This is a genomic window from Nocardia alni (assembly GCF_019038435.1).
Taxonomy (GTDB): domain Bacteria; phylum Actinomycetota; class Actinomycetes; order Mycobacteriales; family Mycobacteriaceae; genus Nocardia; species Nocardia alni.
This window is the reverse complement of record NZ_JAGPOX010000002.1, coordinates 49,899-71,875: the sequence shown is the minus strand read 5'-3', so window position 1 is coordinate 71,875 and position 21,977 is coordinate 49,899. Positions and strand designations below refer to the sequence as shown.

Sequence of the window (21,977 nt, the reverse complement as noted above, 5' to 3'; positions counted from 1 at the left end):
CCCCTCACCTGGTCACCGGAGCCTCGAGAATGTGCACCGCACACGCCGACGCCAGGCCGATCACATGGGTGAGCCCGACCTTCGCGCCGTGGATCTGCCGGGCGCCGGCCTCCCCGCGAAGATGTGTCGCCACCTCGTACAGGTTGGCGATGCCGGTCGCACCGATCGGATGTCCCTTGGACAGCAGACCGCCCGACACGTTGACCGGGATCTTGCCGTCGCGCATGGGCGCACCGGAATCGATGAAGTCGCCCGCGCCGCCGGGCTCACACAGCCGCAGGTTGTCGTAGTGGATGAGTTCGGCGGTCGCGAAGCAGTCGTGCAACTCCACCAGGTCGAGGTCGCCAGGGCCGATACCGGCGGCCTCGTACGCTTGATCGGCCGCCATGCGGGTGAGGGTGTTGACATCGGGCTGCACCTGGCCGGCCTCGGTCCACGGGTCCGAGGTCATGACCGAGGCCGAGATCTTCACCGCGCGCTTGCGCACATCCGGATCGAGCGTCGCGAGTTTGGCCTCGGACACCAGTACGACCGCGGCAGCGCCATCGCCGGTCGGGCAGCACATCGGCAGGGTGTTGGGGTAGCTGATCACCTCGGCGCCGAGCACCTGCTCGAGGGTGAATTCCTTCTGATACTGCGCCAGCGGATTCAGCGTCGAATGCAGGTGATTCTTGACCGCGACCTTCGCGAACTGCTCCGCGCCGACGCCGTTGGCCAGCGCGTATTCCATTCCCGCCTGGGCGAATACGCCCGGCATCAGCCCGGTCCCCAGCAATCCCTCGGTCTTCACCACCGCGCCGTAGCGCCCCTTCGGTGTGTAGACCTTCCGCTCGCCGGCCTTCTTCGCGGCGCCGCCGAGCATGCCCATCTTGCCCATTTTCTCCACACCGACGGCCAGCGCGATATCGCATTCGCCCGCCTTGATGCCCATCATCGCCACGCGCACCGCGGTAGCGCCGGTCGCACAGGCGTTGACGACGTTGTAGACCGGGATGCCGGTCTGTCCGATCTGCTTCTGCAGCCGCTGGCCGTTGTGGGAGTTCGCCTCGTAGACGTTGCCCAGTGCCAGCAGTCCGATGTCGGTCATGGACTGGCCGGAATCGGCCAGCGCGTCCAAGGTCGCGGTCGCGGCCAGGTCCAGCAGATCCTGGTCGGGAAACCGGCCGAACTTCGTCATGGAAGTTCCGATGATCCAGACGTTCTCGCTCAACTCATGCTCCGATCGGCTCGTATCCGAAGGCGACTGCCACGGTTCCGTCGTCGTCGGCGCCCACGTCGAAGGTCACCAACCGAACTTTCATCTCCGGCACTATCCGGTCGGGGTCGGTGACTTCGCGCAGGTTGGCTTTCACCGCTCCGCCGCCGTCGAGGTCGACCACAACCGAGGTGAAGGGACCGGACTTCGCTCCGCGCTGCACGATCGTGTAGGCACGGACCACACCTTCGTTGGACAGCCGACGCTTGGTGAACGACGTGGTCGAACATCTCGCGCAGGCATTGCGCCGATCGAAATACAAAGCGCCGCACTGCAGGCACTCCTGCGCCACCAGGTGCGGGTCATCCCCCAGCACCAGATAGTCGACAGCGGGAATGGTCTGCGACATCGGAACCTCCGAACCGTTTCAGAGCGACTAAAGGTCGCTGTCAAAATGCTATAGTACTAGAGTATTTACACTGCGACAATCTACCGGCGCTACCCGGCGTCGTGTCAACCACACCGCCCGAGCCCGAGGAGGCTTCGTGTCCGATTCAGCGCCCTTCGACCCCAGCGCCGTCGGAGCACGATCGACGCCCAAACGCGTCTCGTGGTCCGCTCGCGACTGCATGCTGTACGCCCTGGGAGTTGGTGCGGGGACCGAGGACCTGGCCTTCACCACCAACAACACCAAGGGTGTGACACAGAAGATGGTGCCGACCATGCCGGTCACCCTCGGTGTCGACTTCAGCGTGCTCAAGCAGGCCGGCAAGTTCGATTGGGCACGACTGCTGCACGCCGAACAGCGCGTCGAGATCCTGTCCGACATTCCCGTCGAGGGCGAGGCGGAAGCGTTCACCGAGATCACCGAGATGTGGGACAAGGGCAAGGCCGCCCTGATCGTCGCCCGCACGACCGGAACCTCGCTCGACGGCACCCCACTGTGGCGAAGTTCCGCGGGGTTGTTCATCAAGGGCGTCGGCGGCTGGGGTGGTGAGCGCGGGCCTGCCTCGACCTCGGACACCGAGGCCGAGGCCACGGGCCCCACGAAGACGATCACCTACGAAACCCGCCCCGAGCAGGCCCTGATCTATCGACTGTCCGGTGACTACAACCCTCTGCATTCGGATCCGGCGTTCGCCGCCCGAGCCGGTATGGATCGACCGATCCTGCACGGGCTGTGCACCTTCGGCTTCGCGGGCCGCGCTGTTCTCGACGTGGTGGCCGCCGACGCGAAGTTGTCCTCGATGTCGGCGCGCTTCGCCGGCCCGGTATGGCCCGGCGACACCCTCGAGATCGACGTCCGGCAATCCGACGATCACACCGTGCGGTTCACGATGCGGGGCCGCGACGGCAAAGACGTTCTGACCAGCGGTATCGCGACGGTACGGTGAGTGATGGCTACCCCCGGCTGGCAACCGCTCCTGGACCGCATCGCGGCCGAAACCGACCCCACCCGCAGAGCGAACCTCGAGATCGTGGCTCGGCACGTGGTGGAAGAGGTCGCGGGCAATATGCCCGCATTGATGGCGACGCTGGTTCCCGATCCCGAGTACACCGTGTGGGGCGCCTCCGACAGCGTCGGTCCGTCCGGCTACGACGCCGTCGTCGAGTGGTATCGGCGCCTTCAGGCCGCTGGGCGTAACCGCCTGGACTATCTCGTGCACCGCGTCGTCGTGGACGAGCACTGCGTCGTCACCGAGGGCGACTTCCACTACGCGATCGCTGGTCGCGACCTGGGCGGCGTGAGCACCACCGAAGCCGGCGAGGACGTCCGGCCCGACGACTACTACCTCGTCGGTCATCGGACAACTGTGTTGTGGCCGATCAGCGACACCGGCCTGATCGAAGGCGAACACCTCTATTCGGGTGAACGCCATCGCGTGCTGCGCCGACTCGCCGACGGCGAACTGCCCAACCTGGGCCCGATCGAAAGGCACCATCGATGACCTCGATATCCGATCCGATTCCCCTGCCGGAGTCGGTGAGCACCGAGGACGACCTGAACGAGCTCACCCCGACTCGCTACGCGATGGAACGGGGTCTGCTGGTCATCGGAGAGCGCACCGAACTGATCCTGGTCAGGCACGCACAGCAGATCCGCACCATGGCGGCGGCGCGCCGGCAGGGCGGCCCCGGCCTGTCCGAACTCGGCCAGGCTCAGGCACGACTGACCGGCCAATACCTGGCCGCCGACGCGGACGCGACCGCGCCGATATCGGCCGTGTACTGCAGCGATCTCAATCGCACCGTGGAGACCGCCGGGATCATCGCGTCGGCCGCCGCGCCCGGGCTCACACCGCAGCCGACCCCGGCACTGCGAGAAATCGACATGTACGGCCGTGCCAGCGGCGATGCCGACGTCTCCCCCGAAACCCAGGCCACAGCCGGGCAGAAGTTCGGACGAACCCTGCGGTGGGACGCGTTTCCGAACACCGAGGCCGGCGCCGACTTCCGGCAGCGGATACACGCGGCAGTGCGAGAAATCGCCGAGAAGCATCCGAACGAACGCGTCCTGGTCGTGAGCCACGCGGGTGCGATCAGCGCGTTCGTCGCCGAACTGATCGGCGCCGAGCCCGATATGTTCTACTTCCCCGGCCACGCCTCGGTGAACCGCGTATTCCACGGCGACGACCGGTTCATTCCGCAGTCGATGAACGAGGTCGGCCACCTTCGCGCCCGCGGCGCGCTGACATTCTAGGAGATCTGATCATGGCCACCCCCCAATTGCCGGCGCCGATCGCGGGTTTTCTCGATGCGATCAACAACCGTGACGCCGAAGGCGCGGGCAAGTATTTCACCGACGATATTTCCTATCACCTGCTGATGCCGCATCCGGCGATTGTCGGACGCGAAGCCGTGGTCGACGCCCTGCGCGGGGCGATCACCGAGGCCGAACGGGTGCAATGGGATGTCGTGACGTTCGCCGCGACCGCCGACACCGCATTGGTCGAGCGACTCGACCGCTTCTGGTTCCGCGGCACCGAAGTCGCGATCGAATGCACCGGCGTCTTCGAACTCGCGGACGGAAAAATCGCCGCGATCCGGGACTACGCCGATATGAATACCTGGCGGGAACGAAAGCAGGCCGCGCTCGGGGACCGCTGATAGACCGATCCCCTCGGTCCTGTTCATCGCGAAAGAGGACCGAGGGGATCGATTCCGCTCGTAATTTTCGATCAGGCCGGTATTCGCATGTCCGCCAGCCGCTTATCGATGAGTTCCTCGGCGTCGGCCATGATTCTGTCGACAACTTCCCGACACGACAACACCTCGTCGATGAGACCCTGTGACTGGCCCGCCCACCACAGTCCGCCGTCCATATCGCCGTTGCCGAGGACTTCGCGGCGGCCGCGTTCGCCGGAGGCGAGGTGTGCCACGTCCTCGAACGTCGCCCCGACCTGTCGCGAGATATTCGCGATCTCCTCGGACACGGCGTTACGCGCGACCCGCGCGGTATTCCGGAACTCACGGAACACGATCTTGGTCGATCGCTCGTCATTGGCGACAATTTGCCGCTTCACGTTGTCGTGCACCGGGGCCTCGGTGGTGGCGACGAACCTGGTGCCCATATTGATCGCGTCCGCGCCCAGCGCGAGCGCCGCGACCAATCCGGCGCCATCGGCGAAACCACCGGAGGCAATGATCGGAATGCTCAGCTTACGCGCGGCGGCATTGATGAGAATCAGCCCGGGGACGTCATCCTCACCGGGATGACCGGCACATTCGAACCCGTCGATACTGATCGCGTCGACCCCCAGTTTCTCAGCCTTGAGTGCGTGCCGCACCGCCACGGCTTTATGCACGACCTTGACTCCGGCGGCCTTGAATGCCGGCAGATGCGGCTCCGGATTTGCGCCGGCAGTCTCGACGATCTTGACCCCGCCGTCGATGATCGCATCGCGGTATTCATCGTAGGGAACCGGAGTCAGCGTGGGCAGAATGGTGAGATTGACGCCGAACGGCCGATCGGTGAGAGTTCGCACCTTGGCGATCTCTCTGGACAACTCCTCCGGCGTCGGCTGAGTCAGCGCCGTCAAGAACCCCAGTGCGCCGGCGTTCGCGACGGCGGCGATCAGCTCGGCTCTGCCGACAGCTGTCATACCGCCGCAGACGATGGGGTGTTCGACTCCGAACTCCTCGGTGAAACGCGTCTTCAGCACGCGGTCGGTCTCCTTCTCATCAATTCGATGCGGGCTTGGCTGCGAGGCGATGGGCATGGCGTGGCGACATGATCCAGCCGCACAGATGCAGATCCGCCTCGAACCGCGCGCCCTCGAGCCAGCGTCCATCAGCGGCGAAATAGCCGACCTCGCCGTTCTGCCGGGTGATCTTCACTCGATCTTCGGCTTCGTCACGCTCGTAGAGATCCTTGCTGTAAGGATGATTGATTCCGTTCATTCGCCCGCCGCTTCCAGATAGCGGTCCATCAGCTGATGCATCCACTTCAGGTTGTCTTCCTGATAGGAGGCGAAGGTGACGGTCTTCTTGCGGGCACTCTCCAAACCCTGTTGCACCTTCTCCATGTTGGCACAGTCCTGATCCAGGACGTTGCCGAGAATACCGAGCGGCGAACTGCTGAACGGCGTGTCGGCGTCGAGGGCGATTTCCGTTGCCGGAGTGCGGTGTTCGCCGACGACGGGTGCGATCATGAAAACTTCCATGATGCAGCTGCGATGATCATCGCCATTGGGCCGGAACCGGTAGACGATCTTGTGCACCCCACCCCACGGCATCAGGTTGGGGAACACGGTGTAGGTGAAGTTGTCGACCAGTTCCGCGTCGGACCACTGCTCCACCTGTTCACCGATCAACGCCCGCCACTTCTCGCGCGTCGTGCGCACGATGTAGGAACGTGCGGTCTCGCCGGGCTCCGGCTCGATCGGAAGCTCCTCGTCGACGCGGACGTCCATGGTCGACCGCAGCATCTCCTCGGTGGTCGGATCCCACGGCATCATCGGACCGACCACCTCCGACGGCGTGATGAACCGCGCGAAATTGTCGTAGACATCCACCTGGCACGCACCGAAGGCGGCGTACGGCACGGTTTGCGGATGTGTGGTCGAGGCGTGCCAGCATTCCATGAACGCTTCCTGAGCGACCTTCCAGTTCGCCCGGATGATCTTGGACACGTGGGCCTCGACATACCGCTCGTGCCCGTACCACAGCGCGAACTGATCGGTCAGCTCGCCCAGATATGTCTCGAGCGGTTCGGCGTCGGGGTCGGGATTGATGAATACGTAACCGGCCCACACTCCCACACTGCATTGCGGCAGCTTGAAGTTCTCCGGATCGACATGCTCGAACTCCCACGGTGCGGGAATTCGCTTCAGATCGCCCTCGATCGTCCAGCTGATGCCATGGAATGGGCATCGGATCTCACTACAACTGCCGGCGTGCTCCTTCAGCGCGCGGCCACGATGCAAGCACGCGTTGGGATACGCGCGGATGGTATCCGGCGCCGAGCGAATCACCACATACGAGGTGCCCGCGATCTCGTAGACGACATGGTCACCCACCTCCGGGATATGTTCCTCCCGGCAGGCGAATTGCCACACGCGACTCCAGAGATATTTCTTCTCCGCCTCGTGCCACTCGCGCGAGATATAGCGATCGATCGATGCCTCTTGGAAATCGAAACTCCCCGGCGCGGATCGCAGGAGGTGCTTGGGAACCGTACGGGTATCCAATGCGAGCACATCCTGATATGTGACGCGGCGGTCGCCGACGTCGAGTCGTTCGCCCACTATGAACTCCTCATCTCACACGATTTCAACTCTGCCCCGATCCGAGACATGATCACAGCAGACCCCGCACCTTGGCGACGACCTTCTCGACCGTCGGATATCCGGACAGCGATTTCGAGAACGGCACCGGCGTGTAGGCCGACCCTACCCGGACTGCCGGGGCGAGTAATTCGCCGAACAGTCGCTCGTTCAGCCGTGCGGCGATTTCCGCACCGGGACCGAGGAATTCGGTCGCCTCGTGGACGACCACCGCACGACGAGTTCGCTCCACCGACGCCTCGACCGTGGCGAAGTCCAGCGGAATCAGCGTCCGCAGATCGATGACCTCGGCCTGCACACCGGATTCCGCGAGCACTTCCGCGGCCTGAAGGCACACGCTCAGCTGCGTTCCATAGGTCACCAGCGTGACATCCGAACCGGTACGGACCGTGTTCGCGACTCCCAGCGGCACTCGGTGCACTCCGGCCGGAACCGGCTCCTTGACGCTGTAGAGCAGCGCGGAATGCTGGATGAGCAGGCTCGGATCCGGAGATTCGAGTGCGGAGGTGATCAATCCCTTCGCATCGGCGGGCGTGGCCGGATACAGCACGTTGATGCCGGGTGTGTGCATGAACCACGCCTCGAGCGACTGCGCGTGCTGCGCACCGAAGTGGCTGCTGCCGATCGTCGTGGTCACCGTGATCGGCGCCGGAGTGGTACCACCGGTCATATAACGGAATTTGGCGGCGTGGTTGAGGATCTGATCCATCGCCAGGGTGATGAAGTCGAAGAACATGATCTCCGCGATCGGCCGGTATCCACCCAGCGCCAGACCCACCGCGGCGCCCGCGATCGCCTGTTCGGAGATCGGAGTCGCCCGCACCCGGAGTTCGCCGAACTTCGTCGACAACCCCTTGCTCGTCTTGAACACCCCGCCGATCGGGTCGGCGACGTCCTCGCCGAGTACCACGATCTTGTCGTTGTTCTCCATGGCGAGGTGGAACGCCGAGTTCAGCGCCGCGGCCATCGTCATCGTGGGGTTCGGCTCGCTGTCGGCGGCCACGGTGGCGTCAGTCATTGTGCAGGCTCCTCACCCAGGTGTCGTCGGCGAAGACGTCGGTGTAGATATCGGACGCGGCGGGCAGCTCGCACCCCGCCGCGTAGCTGAACGCGTCCTCGACCGTCAGCCGCGCCTGCTCCTCGATGTCGGCGATCTGCCGCTCGTTCAAGTGCCCCTGTGCCAGCAGCCACGCGCGGAACGCGGGCGCCGGGTCGCGTTCCATCGCGGCCTTCAGCTCGTCCTGCGGGACATAGCTGAAATCGGCGGTGCCGGTATGCCCGGTCAATCGGTAGTGGAGGAATTCCAGGAAGACCGGCCCCTCGCCCGCCCGCACGCGGGTGACGGCCGCGCGAAGCGCACCGAGAGCAGCCATCGGATCGAAGCCGTCGACCTTCTGCGCGGGGATCGAATACGCAGCCGCTCGCGCCGCGAGGTCCGTGTTCGCGGCGTAGCGTGCGATCGGCGTGTGTTCACCCCACTGGTTGTTCTGGCACACGAACACGATGGGCAACTGCCACAGACCAGCGAAATTCATCGCTTCGTGCCAGGCCCCGATCGAGGTCGCGCCGTCGCCGAAGGTCACCACCGTCGCGGAGTGGTCGTCATCGAGTTGCGCCGCCATCGCCAGGCCGACCGCGATCGGCAGGCCGGAACCCACGACCCCGGTGGTCGCGGTGAAGCCGATCGCCGGGTCCTGCAAATGCATCGGGCCGCCCTTACCCCGGGACAGACCGGCGCGACGGCCGTAGAGCTCGGCCATGATGGACCGCAACGAGGCGCCCTTCGCCAGGGCGTCGCCGAGGTTCCGATAGGTCGACACCAATCGATCGCGCGGTCCGAGAACCTCGCCCAGCGCGGCGCATACCGCTTCCATACCGCGGATCGGATAGAACGCGGCCTGCAGGCGGCCTGCCTTGGACTCGGCAACCGATTTCTGATCGGCGAGCGCGGTAGTGCACATCAGCGTGTACATACGGCTCAGCGCCTCGACGTCCGGCACATTCGCCCCGGTTGTCACCGCTCGGGTCGCGCTGGTCATGCACCGACCTCCTCTGGTGTCACGGGCTGCCCTTCGAAGTCGGTCATGAGATTTGCGCATCCTCTCGCGATGTGGCATCAGCGGCCGCTGCCGAGAGATGAAGTGTGTCGTTGACACAGATCACGCTCCGGACGCCGCTGCGACTGGCACGAAAACAAGTAAGGGAACCGGGTTCGGGAAGCGGGACGACCTCCACGGCGACGTCATACGTTCCAGCCGCGAGCGCACGGATCGACTGTGGATCCGCCACCGCGAGAACATGTCCGCCCGAGTGATCGGAGATCACTCGCTCCAGGTCGAGCGTGGTGACGACGTCCGGGGACGGGCCGGGAAAACCATCCAGGCCGCGTACAGTCCCCGCCAGGTCGGCGGACACATACACGGCCGACCACGACGTATCGCTCAACCGTGTTGCGAGTGCCTCGATCGCGCCGGCATCGAACTGACTCTGCCCGGCGTCGATACTGATCACCGCCAACTCCATTGCCACTCCTCGGAAACCGTCACGCGGGAAGGTCGCGCCATCATTACTCTATCGTTAGACTATTTGAGTGTCGAGACCCGGACCGGCGCGACCTCGTTCAAGCTCCGCACGGACCAGACGTCGTCCTCGCGCTCGTAACGATGCAGCGAGGCGTACCCCGGCTCCATGACCCGAAGCCGATCCGGGACACCGAAGAGTTGACACGTCCAGACATTGATCACGCCGCCATGGCACACCACCAGCACGCGCCGACCGGCCTGTTCGGTCGCAATCCGATTCATGACGAGTGAGACCCGGTCATGGAACTGCGCGGCGGTCGTGCCCCAGGGGGTGAGGTCCCCTGCCAGGTAGTGCCGCCACACATCGGCCTGCGCGTCGTCGTAGTGGACGTAAGGTGCACCATGGTCGAATTCGACGAGCGCGTCATCGAACACGATCGGCAGCCCGAGCGGCTCGGCAACCATCTCCGCCGTCTGCCTGGCTCGCATTTGCGGCGAACTGTAGATGACCTCGATCCCCGCCGCCAGGACATACGGCACGGCGGCCGATACCTGATCCGCACCGCGCCCGGACAGCGCCGGATCGAGGGCATCCGCGGCGTCACGGACCGGTTCACCGTGCCGCATCAGGACCAGATGCATCCCCGGCTCACTCCCTTGGTAGACATGTGATCGACCTCTCAGCTAAGCTCGATTTAGTCTACCACTAGACGATCGGGTGTTAGATAAAAGTTGCGACGACAGAGAGAAGAGGGGAATTCCGTGGCTCACGAGTTCGCCATCCTGCAAGCGGCGCGTCTCAAGGGACGCCTGTCTCCCGACCTCGCTGCCGAATCCTGCGGGATCGATGCCGACACGACGCTCGCCGAGTTCAGCGCGCTTCGTGAGGCCGGGTATGTCAAGGGGGAACCGAGCGTGCGTCTCACGCCGGAAGGACGGGCCCAGCTCGCCGCGCTGGTCGCCGCGGAGCGCACCGACATCGATCAGGACGCATTGACCGGCCGCTACGAGGAATTCGACCACCACAACACCGATCTCAAGCAGATCATCAGCGATTGGCAGCTCAAGGCCGGCGCTCCCAACGACCACACCGACCAGGCGTACGACCAGTCGGTCATCGCCCGGCTCGCGGATCTGCATCGCGCCTTCGGTCCGCTGGTGGAGCAGATCGCGAAGCTCGCGCCGCGACTGGAAAACTACTCACGCCGTTTCGACAACGCGCTGGAACGAGTCCAGGCGGGCGACACCAGCTTTGTCGCGCGCCCGATAGCCGACAGCTACCACACTGTCTGGTTCGAATTCCACGAGGAGCTCATCGGCCTGCTGGGCCTGACCCGCGAGGAAGAAGCGGCCGCGGGCCGCGCCGTTTAGGAGGAAGTTGTTCATGACGCTGATCTGGCTGGGAGACACTCCCGACCTCGACCCAACCCTCGTAGGCGGCAAAGCACGCAGTATCAACCGGATGCGCGCGCTCGGAATGCCGGTACCGCCCGCATTCGTGCTTTCCACCGACTTCTGCGCGGCGGTCAACGGCAATGACGGCCGGCTGAACGAGCCGGTCCTCGGATGTTTGCGCGAAGGTCTCGCCCGACTCGAAAGCACCCTCGATCGGCGGCTCGGCGGCGCCGAGCGCCCGATGCTCGTCGCGGTCCGTTCCGGTGGCGCCAAGAGCATGCCCGGAATGATGGATACGGTGCTGAACCTGGGCATGAACGAGACCGTGGAGGCGCGGCTGGCCGAGATCACCGGTGATGCCGCATTCGCCGCCGACACACACCGGCGGTTCCGCGAACAATTCGAACGGGTGGTGGGCCTCCCGGCGACCGGCGACCCTTGGAAGGATCTGGTCCTGGCCGCGGAGGCGGTCTTCGCGTCCTGGAACTCCCCGCGCGCCAAGGCATATCGCAACCATCACCACATCGGCCACGACGGCGGAACAGCGGTCACCGTGCAGGCCATGGTGTTCGGCAATTTCGACGACAACTCCGGCACCGGTGTCCTGTTCACCCGCAACCCCCTGACCGGGGACCCGGCTCCCTACGGTGAGTGGCTTGCCCGCGGGCAGGGCGAGGACGTGGTATCCGGTCGATTCGACGCCATGCATCTCGACGAACTCGAAGTGCGGATGCCGGACGTGCACGCGCAGCTTCTCGAACTCGCCACCCAACTCGAACAGCACTGCCGAGACGCACAGGACATCGAGTTCACGGTGGAAGCCGGCCGGCTGTGGCTCCTGCAGACGCGAGCGGCCAAACGCTCACCGCAGGCGGCGGTCCGCATCGCGGTCCGGCTCGCGGAGGAAGGCATCATCGGCCGCGACGAGGCCGTCGCGCTGGTGACCGACGCTCAGGTCGCCGCGGCGACCGCACCGCACGTCGATCCGGTCGCTCGCAAGGCTGCCACGCTGCTCGCCTCCGGGGTGCCCGCGTGTCCCGGCGTCGCGACCGGCCGAGTGGTCGCGACCTGCGAAGAAGCCGAGGACCTCGCCGACGCCGGTGTCGATGTCATCCTGGCCCGGCCCACCACCGACCCCGACGATGTCGGCGGAATGGTGGTGTCGGCGGCGATCATCACCGAAATCGGCGGATCGACCAGTCACGCCGCCGTGGTCAGCCGGGAGCTGGGCACCCCCTGCGTGGTCGGCTGCGGGCAAGGTGCGCTGAAGGCTCTGATCGGCAAGATCGTCACCGTCGACGGCACCAGCGGCGAGGTGTTCGAGGGAGCATTGCCGCGCGCGAATGTCCATGGCGCGGAACAGGAGTCCGCGCAGCGGCTCCGGCAGTGGGCCCAGGAGAACGCGATGCAGGTGACCCCGTGACGTTCGCGGCCAGGATCGCCGGACAACGTCCCGCCGAGATCGCGCTGCGAGATCGCGACAAGGCCCTGACCTGGCAGCAGGTCGACGACCTGCTGCGGCCCGCGGTCAACGCGCTGCAAGCAACCGATCTGGGGCCCGACGGCCGGGTAGCCGTACTCGCGGCGAACTCGGCGGACACACTCCTGGGGTATGTCGCGTGCACGCTGGCCGGCGCCGCGGCAGTGGCGGTGAACTCTCATCTGACAGCTCCCGAAACCGCCTACATCCTCACCGATTCGAAATCCCGGATACTGCTGTGCGACACGAGCACAGCGGTCGTCGCGGCCGAGGCCGCACGGCAGGCCGGGATCGAGACCGTGGTCGCCTGGGGTGCGGGCCCCGTCCCGGAAGGCGTTGTCGCATGGGCCGATTGGTGCCGCGACGACACCGAGCCGCGATCCGACATCGCACCCCGGCGCACCCTGGTCTACACCTCGGGGACGACCGGACGCCCCAAAGGCGTCGAACTCCCGCACACCTCGTGGGTCGGCGGGGACACCATCGATGAGCACGTCGAGCGACTTGCCCAGAACCGGATGATCCAATACGGCCGTCACCTCGTCGTCGGACCGATGTATCACTCCGGCCCGCTCACCTCCACCCGGCTGCTGGCCGGTGGCGCGCCCGTGACCGTGCTCGGCAAATTCGACGCGGACGCACTGCTGAATGCGATCGAGCACGACCACATCGGTTCCTCGATCATGGTGCCCACCCATTTCCAGCGGCTGCTCGCTCTTCCCGAGTCGCGACGGGCGCAGGCGGATATCTCCTCGCTGCGCTACGTGCTCCAGGTCGGGGCGAAATGTCCCACCCCGGTGAAGCAGGCGATGATCGACTGGTTCGGGCCGATCGTGTGGGAGAGCTACGGCGCCAGCGAGGTGGGGACCACCTGCATGATCAGCGCGGCGGAATGGCTCGAACACCCCGGCTCGGTCGGACGGGCGATCACCCCGTTCGAGGCATTCATCAAGGCCGACGACGACACCGTCGCACCCCCGGGGACCGAGGGACCGCTCTGGTTCCGCGACACCTCCGATCACGGCATCAGCTACATCGGCGGCGCGCACACCGGCCCCGAGTTCAGCCTCGGCGAGATCGGCCGAATGGACGAGGACGGCTACGTCTGGATCACCGACCGGCAAACCGACATGGTCGTCTCCGGCGGTGTGAACATCTACCCGGCCGAGGTCGAGCAGGCGCTGATCGCGCACCCCGCGATCGCCGACGTCGCCTGCTTCGGTCTGCCACACGAGGAGATGGGCGAGATTCTGGTCGCGTTCGTCGTAGCCACGGATGTGGCGAATCCGCCCACCCGCGCCGGCATCGAACAGCACGCGCGAAAGCTGTTGGGCGGATACAAGATTCCCAAACTCATCTATCTGACCGGCGCGCTCCCGCGGACGCCGGTCGGCAAGCTCGACAAACGAACCATGCGGACGCTGCCGTCCAGCGACACCGCCGATCTCGTCCTGTTGGACAAGGAAGTGAGCGCAGCGCGATGACTCTCGAAACTCCTGTCGCCGTCGTCACCGGCGCCGGTCGCGGCATCGGCGCGGCGATCAGCCGGCGTCTGTCCAAGGACGGATTCACCGTCGTCGCGGTCGATCTCGACGGCGAGGCCGCCGAACGTATCGCCCGCGAGATCGACGGGATCCCGGCCCAGCTGGACATCACCGACGCCACTGCGGCGGCGGAGCTGTCCGCCTCGCTCCCCAGGGTGGACGCGCTGGTCAACAACGCGGGCATCTTTCCCCCGGCGCCCATCGCCTCGGTGAGCGCCGAACAGTTCCGCAAGGTGATGGACGTGAACGTCGTGGGCACCCTGGTCATGACCCAGGCGATGCTCCCCCAGCTCACCGCGGCGCCCGGCGCGGCGGTGGTCAATATCGCGTCGATCGCCGCGAAGGTCGTGACCGCGGGCACCGCCGCGTACTCACCGTCCAAGGCCGCCGTCGTCTCGTTGACGAAGTTGTGCGCGGTGGAGCTGGCGAATCTGGGAATCCGGTTCAACGCCATCGCACCCGGCGGTGTGGCCACCGAAGGCACCGCCGCGGTATCCGCCGACGAGGAGCGCGAAGCGCGATTCAATGCCGTTGTGCCACTGGGCCGTCGGGCGCGGCCCGAGGACATCGCCGACGCCGTTCCGTACTTCCTCAGCGCCGACGCGCGGTACGTCACCGGCCAGGTGCTGTACGTGGACGGCGGGCTCACCGAGGCGACGATCAACTTCCTGCGCGCCGCGCAGACCCCGGGGTGACCCAGGACCACACAGTTCATCTCTGACAGCTCGGGGCCCGAGCACCATTCGGATACTCGGGCCCCGGGCTGTCGGCGCACTATGTGCTCCCGAATTCGGGCAGGAATACGCGATCGTTTCGACGGCGCTTCACGGTGGTCGGGAAGGCGCCAAGATTTTATCTAGTAGTAAATAGAATATTGTTAGACAAAATAACGGGCGTCTGGTTGCATGGACGTGTGACGCAAGACACCAGCTCCGAGACGACGTCGAGGAGCGACCTTCCCGCACTGCACGACCTCATCGATCTCTCCGGTAAGCGGGCCGTGGTCACCGGCGGCGGCCGGGGCATCGGCGCCGCGATCGCGAGGCGCCTCGCCGAGGCGGGTGCGCGGGTGCTGGTCGGCGACATCGACGCCGATTCCGCGAAATCCGTTGCAGCCGAAATCAAACAAAGGTTCGGTCGGCAGACGATCGGGGCGGCCCTCGACGTCGCCTCGTCGTCGTCGCTGGGTCGAGTTCGCGAGACCGTGGTACGCGAGTGGGGTGGCCTCGACCTGTGGGTCAACAACGCCGGGATCTTTCCCACGACCGGCCCGCTGCTCGACGCCACCGACGAACACGTCGATCACGTGCTGCGGGTGAACGTCCGCGGCACCTACGCGGGAGCACGCGAAGCCGCCAGGGCGCTGTCGGCAGACGGGGTGATCGTCAACCTCGCCTCGACGGCCGCCTTCAAGACCAATCTCGGCACCAGCGCCTACATCGCCTCGAAGTCCGCCGTGGTCGGGCTCACCCGTTCCCTGGCACTGGAGCTGGGCCATCGCGGGATTCGAGTCCTGGGCGTCGCCCCCACCGTCGTCGAGACACCGGGGGTCGCCGAACAACTCGGTGGACTCGCCGAGTCCGGGGTGGACGTGAACGAACGCCTCAGCCGGAACCCGCTGCGGCGCGCGGCCCGCGCCGACGACATCGCGCGCGTCGTGCTCTTCTGCTGCACCCCGCTGGCATCGATGATGACCGGCTCGACGCTCCTGGTCGACGGTGGGTCGGTGCTGTGATTCAGGACGGCCGGGTGCCCTCTGATGAACCGCCCTCCGATGGACAAGGACGACACATGCAATCGCCCGAACCGGTACACGCTGCCCTCGCTGACCTGGTCGGAAGCGATCCTGCCACGGTCCGATGCCCCTTCGCGACCTACGCCCGGCTCCGGTCCGAGGGAGGTGTGCACTGGTCCGCGGACCTACATGCCTTCGTCGTGACCCGATACGAGACGGTGACCACCGTCGCGAAGTCGCCGGAGGTGTTCTCCTCGGAGTTCGTCTCCGGCCCGGGCGGCACCGGCAAGCTCGCGCGCAGCATCGTCGCCGACCCGCACGCCGACGCGGACCTGAAGCGGATGGCCGCGCGCCGGGCACGGATCGCCGACGACCCGGTCCTGATCAACGCCGATCCGCCCAAGCACCGCCACCAGCGCCGGCTGGTCAATCCGGTCTTCCGCCGGGCGCGCATCCTCGCGCTGGAACAGACCGTCACCATGCTGATAGACCAGCTCATCGACGAGTTCGCGGGCGGCGGGGACGTCGAGTTCGTCCGCGCGTTCGCCGGCCCGCTGCCGATGACGATGATCGCCCGGGTTCTCGGCGTTCCCGAGGACCGGATGGACGATTTCCGCCGGTGGTCGGAGGCGATCACCGGAGCGACCGGTGCGACGCCCAAGGATCCCGAGGTCATCCGCCGGATCTTCACCGACATGGACGAATTCTTCGTCTACTTCGCAAACGCGCTTGCGGACAGGCGCGCACGGCCCCTGGACGACGTCCTCACCGACCTGCTCGCCGTCGACAACGACGGCCGTTCGTTGCACGAGGACGAGATCCTGGGCATGGTGGCGCAATTCCTGACGGCCGGAAACGAGACGACCACCGCGCTGCTGGCCTCCGCGCTGTTGCGGCTCGCGGAGAACCCGGGAGAAGCCGCGGAGCTGCGTGCGAATCCCGAGGCCGTGCCGGCGTACATCGAAGAGATCCTGCGGCTGCGCTCGCCGATCCAGGGCCTGTTCAGAACAGCCAGGCGTGACACCGTCCTCGACGGAGTCGCCATTGCGGCCGGATCGTTCGTCTGGATCGCGTACGCCTCCGGCAATCGCGACGAGACGGTCTACGCCGATGCCGAGTGCCTGCGGCCCGGCCGGGAGAAGTCCACGCACCTCAGCTTCGGCCACGGCGAGCACACCTGTCTCGGGGCACCGCTCGCGCGGCTCGAAGCGGTGACCGCCATCCGGGCCCTGCTGCGCCGTTTCGAACGGATCGAACTCCGAGATACGGTGGCGGACATCCCGTTTCGCCCGAACTTCGTGATGCACGCTCCCCTCGAGTTGCCTCTGAACCTCACTCCTGCCCCCTGAGAGGTAGTTATCCATGCGCCAGATCCGTTACGACGCCTACGGTCCCCCCGATGTGCTGCACTGTGTTTCGGCGTCCGACCCCGAACCCGCGCCCGGAGAAGTCCTTGTCCGCGTGCGGGCAGCGGCGCTGAACTCCGTCGATGCCCAGTTGCGCGACGGATTGATCCCCGGCCGGGGCACGCCGCCCTTCGTTCCCGGACTCGATGTCTCGGGCGTGGTCGAGGCACTCGGTAGCGATGTCGGCGGACTGAGCGTCGGGGATCCGGTGATCGGCTATCTCTCGCCCGGGCAGGGAGGATACGCGGAGAAGGTGAGCGCGCCCGCGACGTCGTTCGTCCCGCACCCCGCCGCGGTGGACGAGATCCACGCGGCGGCACTGCCGCTGGTCGGGCTGACCGCGCTGCAGGCGCTGGACTTCGCCGACGTTTCCGCGGGGCAGCGGGTTCTGATCCACGCCGCCGCCGGCGGTGTCGGGCACGTCGCGGTGCAACTCGCCGTCGCCAGGGGCGCCGAGGTCGTCGCAACCGCTCGTCCCGCCAACCACGAGCTGATCACCGACCTCGGTGCGAAGCAGGTGATCGACTACACCACCGTCGATTTCGGTACGGCGATCGACGGCGTCGACGTGGTCCTCGATCTCGTCGGCGGCGATTACGGTTCGCGATCGCTCGACGTCCTGGCGCCCGGCGGGCGGGTGCTGGGCCTGACGCTGCGGCCCGGCGATGTGGCGCGGGACGCCGAGCGCCGGGGTTTGCGCTACGACTTCTTCGGACTGCATCCTTCTCAGGACGACCTGCGGCGCCTGGTGGACCACATGAACGCCGGCACCCTGCGGACCGTCGTCGAATCGACCTTCGCACTCGAGGACGCCGCCGCGGCCCATCGTCTCCTCGAATCCCGCCGCGTCCGCGGCAAAGTCGTTCTCGTCCCCTGATCCCCTCCCGACCGCATTTCCCGATCCACCAGTTCTCTCATCGGAGCACACCATGACCGACTCCGTCGTCGACCCCGGTACCACGTTCGACATCGACTCCCCGTGGGTTGTCGACAGCACCCCGAATTCCCGCTTTCCGCTGTACACCCGGGCGAACGTGTCGGAAGTCGCTCCGAACGTGACGGCACCGCTGTTCGCGACCACGGTCGCCGGCTGGCACGGCGAGAGCCGATGGCGCACAGCGCTGATCAACTTCGGAGTGTTCGAGGAGAGCGAATTCCGCGCCGGCGACGCCGACATCATGCCGGTCTTCTTCGGCTATCACTATCTGAACGTCTCGGTGCAGCGGGTACTCGGCGTCCGGTCACCCGGCGTCGACGCCCACGCCATGGACGTCGCCTTCTTCGGCGAGAATCCGGACGTGCCCCGCTACGAGCCGAGACCGGGCGACGACGATCCGAAGTACGAGGCGCGGGTGAAGGCCAGTATCGACCGGGTCCTCGCCACCCGTGCCAGGCCCGATCTCGACAACGATCGCGTGGCGGCCGCGGAGATCCGGCGGGCCCGGCCGGACCTGAAGCGCCTGACCGATCAGGAACTGGTGGCCTACTTCCGGGACATCACCAACGGTCCCTTCGCGCATCATCACGAGAAGGTCTACGAACTCGTCCACGAGTCGTCCATCCCGGTCGCCGCGCTGCACGCGATCCTGGCCGCGATCCCCGACGCCCCGCCGCTGGTCTCCCTGGTGAGCGGTCTCGGCGACATCGACTCGGCAGAACCGACGCGCGCCCTGTGGGAACTGAGCCGGGCCATTCGCCGATCACCCGCGCTCACCGCACTGTTCGACGAGAGCACCGACGGACTGCCTGCCAGGCTCGCCGAGAGCACCGACCCTGAGATCGCGGACCTCGCACGGCGGTTCGAGGAGTTCCTGTACGACTACGGCTCGCGGGGGATCAACGAGTGGGACGTATGCACAACCACCTGGGAGACCCATCCCGACGTGCCGCTGGCGATGCTCGAGCGGATGCGACTGCAACCCGATGACCAGTCGCCGACCGGCCACCGGCAGCGCCTGGCCGAAGAGCGGGAGCGAGCGACCGCGTCCGTGCGGGCGGCGCTCGCCGCAGATCCCGCGGCGCTCGCCGCCTTCGACGGAATTCTCCAAGCGACGCTGGTGTACATGGTGGCGCGGGAGCGGAACAAGACGAACGCCGTGCGCGTCCTGCAAGAGGCGCGGGTGGCGATCCGGGAGCTGGGCCTGCGCATGGTCGATCGCGGGTGGTTCACGGCCTGGGACGACATCAACATGCTTCGTAATGACGAACTGGACGCGTTGACAACAGACCCGAGTGCCTTCGCCGACGTGGTCCGGGCGCGGCACTCCTGGTCGACCGCGCTCCAGCAGCTCGAGCCCCCGTACGTCGTCCACGGCAGCGTACCGCCGCCGAGCACCTGGGCGCGCAAGCGCGGCGACGAGTCGGCGGTACAGCCCACCTCGCCCGGCACCGTGCTGTCCGGATTACCCGCCTGCCCGGGGGTGGCCACCGGCCCGGCGCGGGTTATATCCGACCCCGGCGATGCGCGTGAGCTGCAGATCGGGGAGGTGTTGATCGCGCCGATGACCGATCCGGGATGGACACCACTGTTCGCGTCGGCGGCCGCGATCGTGGTGGACGTCGGCTCGCAGCTCAGCCATGCGGCCATCGTCAGCCGCGAACTCGGGATCCCGTGCGTGGTGGGGCTGGCCAATGCCACGAAGCGCATCAGGGACGGAGCCTCGGTGACCGTCGACGGTAACACCGGCCAGGTCACGATCCACTAGGAGTACGAATGCCGCAGCACGATGACCTGCAGTTGCTACTCGACGAGCGAGCCATCCGGCGCGTGATTCTGCGCTACTGCCGGGGGATCGATCGGGGCGATGTCGAGCTGGTCCGGTCCTGCTACCACCCGGACGCGCTGGACGTACACGGCCGGTACCGCGGCGACGCGCACGGCTTCGCCGAACACGCCGTCACCGTCCTCACCGAACGTTACGAAGTGACATCGCACGCCGTCCACAACTGCCTGATCGAGATCACCGGAGACACCGCGCACGTGGAGACGTATTTCGTCGCTCACCACGAGAGCCGTGCCACGGACCCGGATCGCCACACCTACCGCTTCGGGGGCCGGTACATCGACCGATTCATTCGGGCGGACGGACAGTGGGCGATCAGCCGACGGGTCCTGGTCCGGGACTGGTCGGCGCGGGACCCGCTGTCCTCGGAGGCCTCGGCGGCCGCCGAGGGCGAGCGAGCCACATTCGTCAACGGAACCCGGAACGGCTCGGATCTGGCCTACGAATCAGCGTTCGACCAGTGGATATCGACCTGGTATGACGCTCATACCGATTCGGACCGAACGAACGGCCGGTCCTGACCCCGACGATGCGCGATCGTCACGGTGTTCGCTCCACCATCGACCACCAGGTGGTCGCCATCGCGGATCACCCGGGTTCCGATATCGGTACCGATGACATACGGAATACCGAGCTCGCGAGCCACCACCGCGCCATGACTCGACTGACTACCGATATCGATCACGAGCGCTGAGGCCAGCATCATCAATGGCGTCCAGCTCGGATCGGTGAATCGGCAGACGAGAATGTCACCCTCCTCCAGGTCGGCGTCCGCGTCGGGATCGGTGAGCACGCGGGCTCGGCCCTCTCGGCGGCTGCCGCCGGATGCCTTCCCTTCGAGTACCCGTCGATCGGGGTATTCGGCGGCGGTGACTTCGCTTGTGGCGCTGGGCATCCCGGTGAAAGTGGTCGGAAGGGATAGTTCTTCGTAAATCGCGCGTTGCGCGCGCCGGTAGGCAATGCGGTCCTCGACCCGCACCGAACTGTCGTCTCGCATAGCTTCGAGTTCGGCGACGGTCAGGAAGAAGACATCCTCGACATCGGCCAGGCGCCCGTCCGAAACGTGTTGCGCGCCCAGGTCTCTGGCGGCCGCACGACAGCCGTCCAACGCCATCAGGTAAGCGGCCTTGGTGAGTTCGAGCTTGCGAGTCAGTCCTGCGGCTCGCCGCAGCATGAAGCGGGTGGTGGGCCGGTTGAGTTTCGGTACCGCGGACAGCAACTCGCGCTCGGCCGCGACCCGTGCCTGCATAGTCTGCGATTCACGAGACCTGGGAGAAATGAGGCCGGGTCGAGCACGAAAGGAATCTACAAGTTTGTGGACCGGCGATGGGTCCTCGCGCCATGATCTGGTGTATACGTTCCCCTCATTCGGGCCGTGAAAACCGTATACGGCGAGAAACGCGCTGAGATCGCCGCCCTCGTGAGCCACCTTCCACAAGGCCTCGGCCATTCGAGTCTCGGTGATACTTCCGTATCCGCGCAACGCGGCGCCGGCGAGGGTCGGCACCCCGGCCTTCTCGGCCGCAGCGATGACGGCGCCTTCGGCCGCGGGGATCAAGAATCGAACTGTGGCATGAAGTTGCATGGCGCTGCCGAATCGTGCGGCTGCGCTGCTCAGCCGATCCAGTGCGTCTGTACGCGGCGCGATCCCACCCGCGGTCGGATCGAACACTTCCCGTTTCCACCACTGACTCTGATCGGCGCAGAGCGCGGCGTGCCGAGAATCGAGTCGGAGCAATGCCACAGGCAATTTCGCCATGATTATCGGAAGCCGGTGCCGCGCGATCGGTTCCCGCGGCAAATCCGGTCGGACACTACCGAGAAGGTCACGTTCGACGTCATCGGGCGAGACGCCGGGAAGTCTCGCGAGGACTACACGCAATACATCGACATTCACCGCTTGATGACCGTAGATCGCGGCGGTGGAGCGACGATTCATATCGTCGGACATGATCTGTTCTCGCCGCGAGAGTACGCCGAACTGGCCCATCGAACGTAGCCACGCAGTCTCCAGCCCGTCGCCCCACACGCTCCAGCACAAGGGACTGAGTATCAACGGAGTGGCCTCGGCGGTATTCGTTGTGGACCAGTAGCGTCCGGGTTCGCTATCGCCACGGACCGGATCGTAGGC

24 protein-coding genes are annotated in these 21,977 nt (G+C 66.1%); 14 read left to right on the top strand and 10 right to left on the bottom strand.

The window, feature by feature from the left end:
- Positions 1–4: 4 nt before the first annotated feature.
- Together JZ791_RS01400 and JZ791_RS01395 are read right to left on the bottom strand one after the other, a co-directional pair.
- Positions 5–1,210, bottom strand: coding sequence for a thiolase family protein (locus JZ791_RS01400; protein WP_216892252.1), 1,206 nt, complete (start codon positions 1,208–1,210; stop codon positions 5–7).
- Position 1,211: 1 nt separating this feature from the next.
- On the bottom strand, positions 1,212–1,604 hold the full coding sequence (locus JZ791_RS01395) for a Zn-ribbon domain-containing OB-fold protein (protein WP_216892251.1): 393 nt from the start codon (positions 1,602–1,604) through the stop codon (positions 1,212–1,214).
- Positions 1,605–1,740: 136 nt separating this feature from the next.
- Here JZ791_RS01395 and JZ791_RS46370 point away from each other — a divergent pair, with 136 nt between their 5' ends.
- From JZ791_RS46370 to JZ791_RS01375, 4 genes are read left to right on the top strand one after another with little or no spacing between them, the layout of a single operon-like run.
- The gene (locus JZ791_RS46370; RefSeq protein WP_216892250.1) at positions 1,741–2,589 is read left to right on the top strand and encodes a MaoC/PaaZ C-terminal domain-containing protein; all 849 of its coding nucleotides are present in this window, start codon (positions 1,741–1,743) and stop codon (positions 2,587–2,589) included.
- Between the two features lie 3 nt (positions 2,590–2,592).
- On the top strand, positions 2,593–3,144 hold the full coding sequence (locus JZ791_RS01385; protein ID WP_216892249.1) for a nuclear transport factor 2 family protein: 552 nt from the start codon (positions 2,593–2,595) through the stop codon (positions 3,142–3,144).
- Positions 3,141–3,896, top strand: a complete 756-nt coding sequence (locus tag JZ791_RS01380) for a histidine phosphatase family protein (RefSeq protein WP_216892248.1) — start codon at positions 3,141–3,143, stop codon at positions 3,894–3,896. The genes JZ791_RS01385 and JZ791_RS01380 overlap by 4 nt, the downstream gene beginning before the upstream one ends.
- A gap of 11 nt (positions 3,897–3,907) precedes the next feature.
- The gene (locus tag JZ791_RS01375; RefSeq protein WP_216892247.1) at positions 3,908–4,303 is read left to right on the top strand and encodes a nuclear transport factor 2 family protein; all 396 of its coding nucleotides are present in this window, start codon (positions 3,908–3,910) and stop codon (positions 4,301–4,303) included.
- A 71-nt stretch (positions 4,304–4,374) separates the two neighbouring features.
- Here the strand turns inward: JZ791_RS01375 and JZ791_RS01370 are convergent, their stop codons facing one another.
- Genes JZ791_RS01370 through JZ791_RS01340 form a run of 7 tightly spaced genes read right to left on the bottom strand, consistent with a single transcriptional unit; the run spans position 4,375 to position 10,145 of the window.
- A complete protein-coding gene (locus tag JZ791_RS01370; protein WP_308162702.1) occupies positions 4,375–5,358 on the bottom strand; it encodes an NAD(P)H-dependent flavin oxidoreductase in 984 nt (327 codons plus the stop codon).
- A 19-nt stretch (positions 5,359–5,377) separates the two neighbouring features.
- Positions 5,378–5,596 (bottom strand): hypothetical protein, encoded by a 219-nt coding sequence (locus JZ791_RS01365; protein WP_216892245.1) that lies wholly within the window; start codon positions 5,594–5,596, stop codon positions 5,378–5,380.
- Positions 5,593–6,942 (bottom strand): aromatic ring-hydroxylating oxygenase subunit alpha, encoded by a 1,350-nt coding sequence (locus tag JZ791_RS01360; protein WP_216892244.1) that lies wholly within the window; start codon positions 6,940–6,942, stop codon positions 5,593–5,595. The genes JZ791_RS01365 and JZ791_RS01360 overlap by 4 nt, the downstream gene beginning before the upstream one ends.
- A 52-nt stretch (positions 6,943–6,994) precedes the next feature.
- Complete coding sequence (locus tag JZ791_RS01355) at positions 6,995–7,999, bottom strand: alpha-ketoacid dehydrogenase subunit beta (protein ID WP_254205049.1); 1,005 nt, start codon at positions 7,997–7,999, stop codon at positions 6,995–6,997.
- Complete coding sequence (locus JZ791_RS01350) at positions 7,992–9,020, bottom strand: thiamine pyrophosphate-dependent dehydrogenase E1 component subunit alpha (protein ID WP_216892243.1); 1,029 nt, start codon at positions 9,018–9,020, stop codon at positions 7,992–7,994. Before JZ791_RS01350 ends, JZ791_RS01355 begins: the two co-directional genes overlap by 8 nt.
- A gap of 43 nt (positions 9,021–9,063) precedes the next feature.
- On the bottom strand, positions 9,064–9,504 hold the full coding sequence (locus JZ791_RS01345) for a hypothetical protein (RefSeq protein ID WP_216892242.1): 441 nt from the start codon (positions 9,502–9,504) through the stop codon (positions 9,064–9,066).
- Between the two features lie 59 nt (positions 9,505–9,563).
- Positions 9,564–10,145, bottom strand: coding sequence for a histidine phosphatase family protein (locus JZ791_RS01340; protein WP_216892241.1), 582 nt, complete (start codon positions 10,143–10,145; stop codon positions 9,564–9,566).
- A gap of 120 nt (positions 10,146–10,265) precedes the next feature.
- On the opposite strand from JZ791_RS01340, the gene JZ791_RS01335 reads away from it, so the two are divergent.
- From JZ791_RS01335 to JZ791_RS01295, 9 genes are all read left to right on the top strand, one after another.
- Positions 10,266–10,874, top strand: coding sequence for a hypothetical protein (locus tag JZ791_RS01335; RefSeq protein WP_308162700.1), 609 nt, complete (start codon positions 10,266–10,268; stop codon positions 10,872–10,874).
- A gap of 13 nt (positions 10,875–10,887) precedes the next feature.
- Positions 10,888–12,321 carry a pyruvate, phosphate dikinase gene (locus JZ791_RS01330; protein WP_216892239.1) on the top strand — a complete coding sequence of 478 codons (1,434 nt, stop codon included), beginning with the start codon at positions 10,888–10,890 and terminating at the stop codon, positions 12,319–12,321.
- Positions 12,318–13,862 carry an AMP-binding protein gene (locus JZ791_RS01325; RefSeq protein ID WP_216892238.1) on the top strand — a complete coding sequence of 515 codons (1,545 nt, stop codon included), beginning with the start codon at positions 12,318–12,320 and terminating at the stop codon, positions 13,860–13,862. Before JZ791_RS01330 ends, JZ791_RS01325 begins: the two co-directional genes overlap by 4 nt.
- Positions 13,859–14,617 carry an SDR family NAD(P)-dependent oxidoreductase gene (locus JZ791_RS01320; protein WP_216892237.1) on the top strand — a complete coding sequence of 253 codons (759 nt, stop codon included), beginning with the start codon at positions 13,859–13,861 and terminating at the stop codon, positions 14,615–14,617. Before JZ791_RS01325 ends, JZ791_RS01320 begins: the two co-directional genes overlap by 4 nt.
- A 218-nt stretch (positions 14,618–14,835) precedes the next feature.
- Positions 14,836–15,657 carry an SDR family NAD(P)-dependent oxidoreductase gene (locus JZ791_RS01315; RefSeq protein ID WP_216892236.1) on the top strand — a complete coding sequence of 274 codons (822 nt, stop codon included), beginning with the start codon at positions 14,836–14,838 and terminating at the stop codon, positions 15,655–15,657.
- A 56-nt stretch (positions 15,658–15,713) separates the two neighbouring features.
- Complete coding sequence (locus JZ791_RS01310; protein WP_216892235.1) at positions 15,714–17,006, top strand: cytochrome P450; 1,293 nt, start codon at positions 15,714–15,716, stop codon at positions 17,004–17,006.
- A 13-nt stretch (positions 17,007–17,019) separates the two neighbouring features.
- Positions 17,020–17,940 carry an NADP-dependent oxidoreductase gene (locus JZ791_RS01305; RefSeq protein WP_216892234.1) on the top strand — a complete coding sequence of 307 codons (921 nt, stop codon included), beginning with the start codon at positions 17,020–17,022 and terminating at the stop codon, positions 17,938–17,940.
- 52 nt (positions 17,941–17,992) lie between these two features.
- Positions 17,993–19,768, top strand: coding sequence for a PEP-utilizing enzyme (locus JZ791_RS01300; RefSeq protein ID WP_216892233.1), 1,776 nt, complete (start codon positions 17,993–17,995; stop codon positions 19,766–19,768).
- Between the two features lie 8 nt (positions 19,769–19,776).
- Entirely contained in the window at positions 19,777–20,367 is a 591-nt protein-coding gene (locus JZ791_RS01295) for a nuclear transport factor 2 family protein (protein ID WP_216892232.1), read from the top strand.
- Here JZ791_RS01295 and JZ791_RS01290 read toward each other — a convergent pair.
- Positions 20,331–21,296 carry a PEP-utilizing enzyme gene (locus JZ791_RS01290; RefSeq protein WP_498049397.1) on the bottom strand — a complete coding sequence of 322 codons (966 nt, stop codon included), beginning with the start codon at positions 21,294–21,296 and terminating at the stop codon, positions 20,331–20,333. The two genes, JZ791_RS01295 and JZ791_RS01290, sit on opposite strands and share 37 nt — an antisense overlap.
- Between JZ791_RS01290 and JZ791_RS01285 the strand changes: the two genes are divergently transcribed.
- Positions 21,222–21,845 carry a hypothetical protein gene (locus JZ791_RS01285; RefSeq protein WP_216892230.1) on the top strand — a complete coding sequence of 208 codons (624 nt, stop codon included), beginning with the start codon at positions 21,222–21,224 and terminating at the stop codon, positions 21,843–21,845. The two genes, JZ791_RS01290 and JZ791_RS01285, sit on opposite strands and share 75 nt — an antisense overlap.
- Positions 21,846–21,977: the final 132 nt, after the last annotated feature.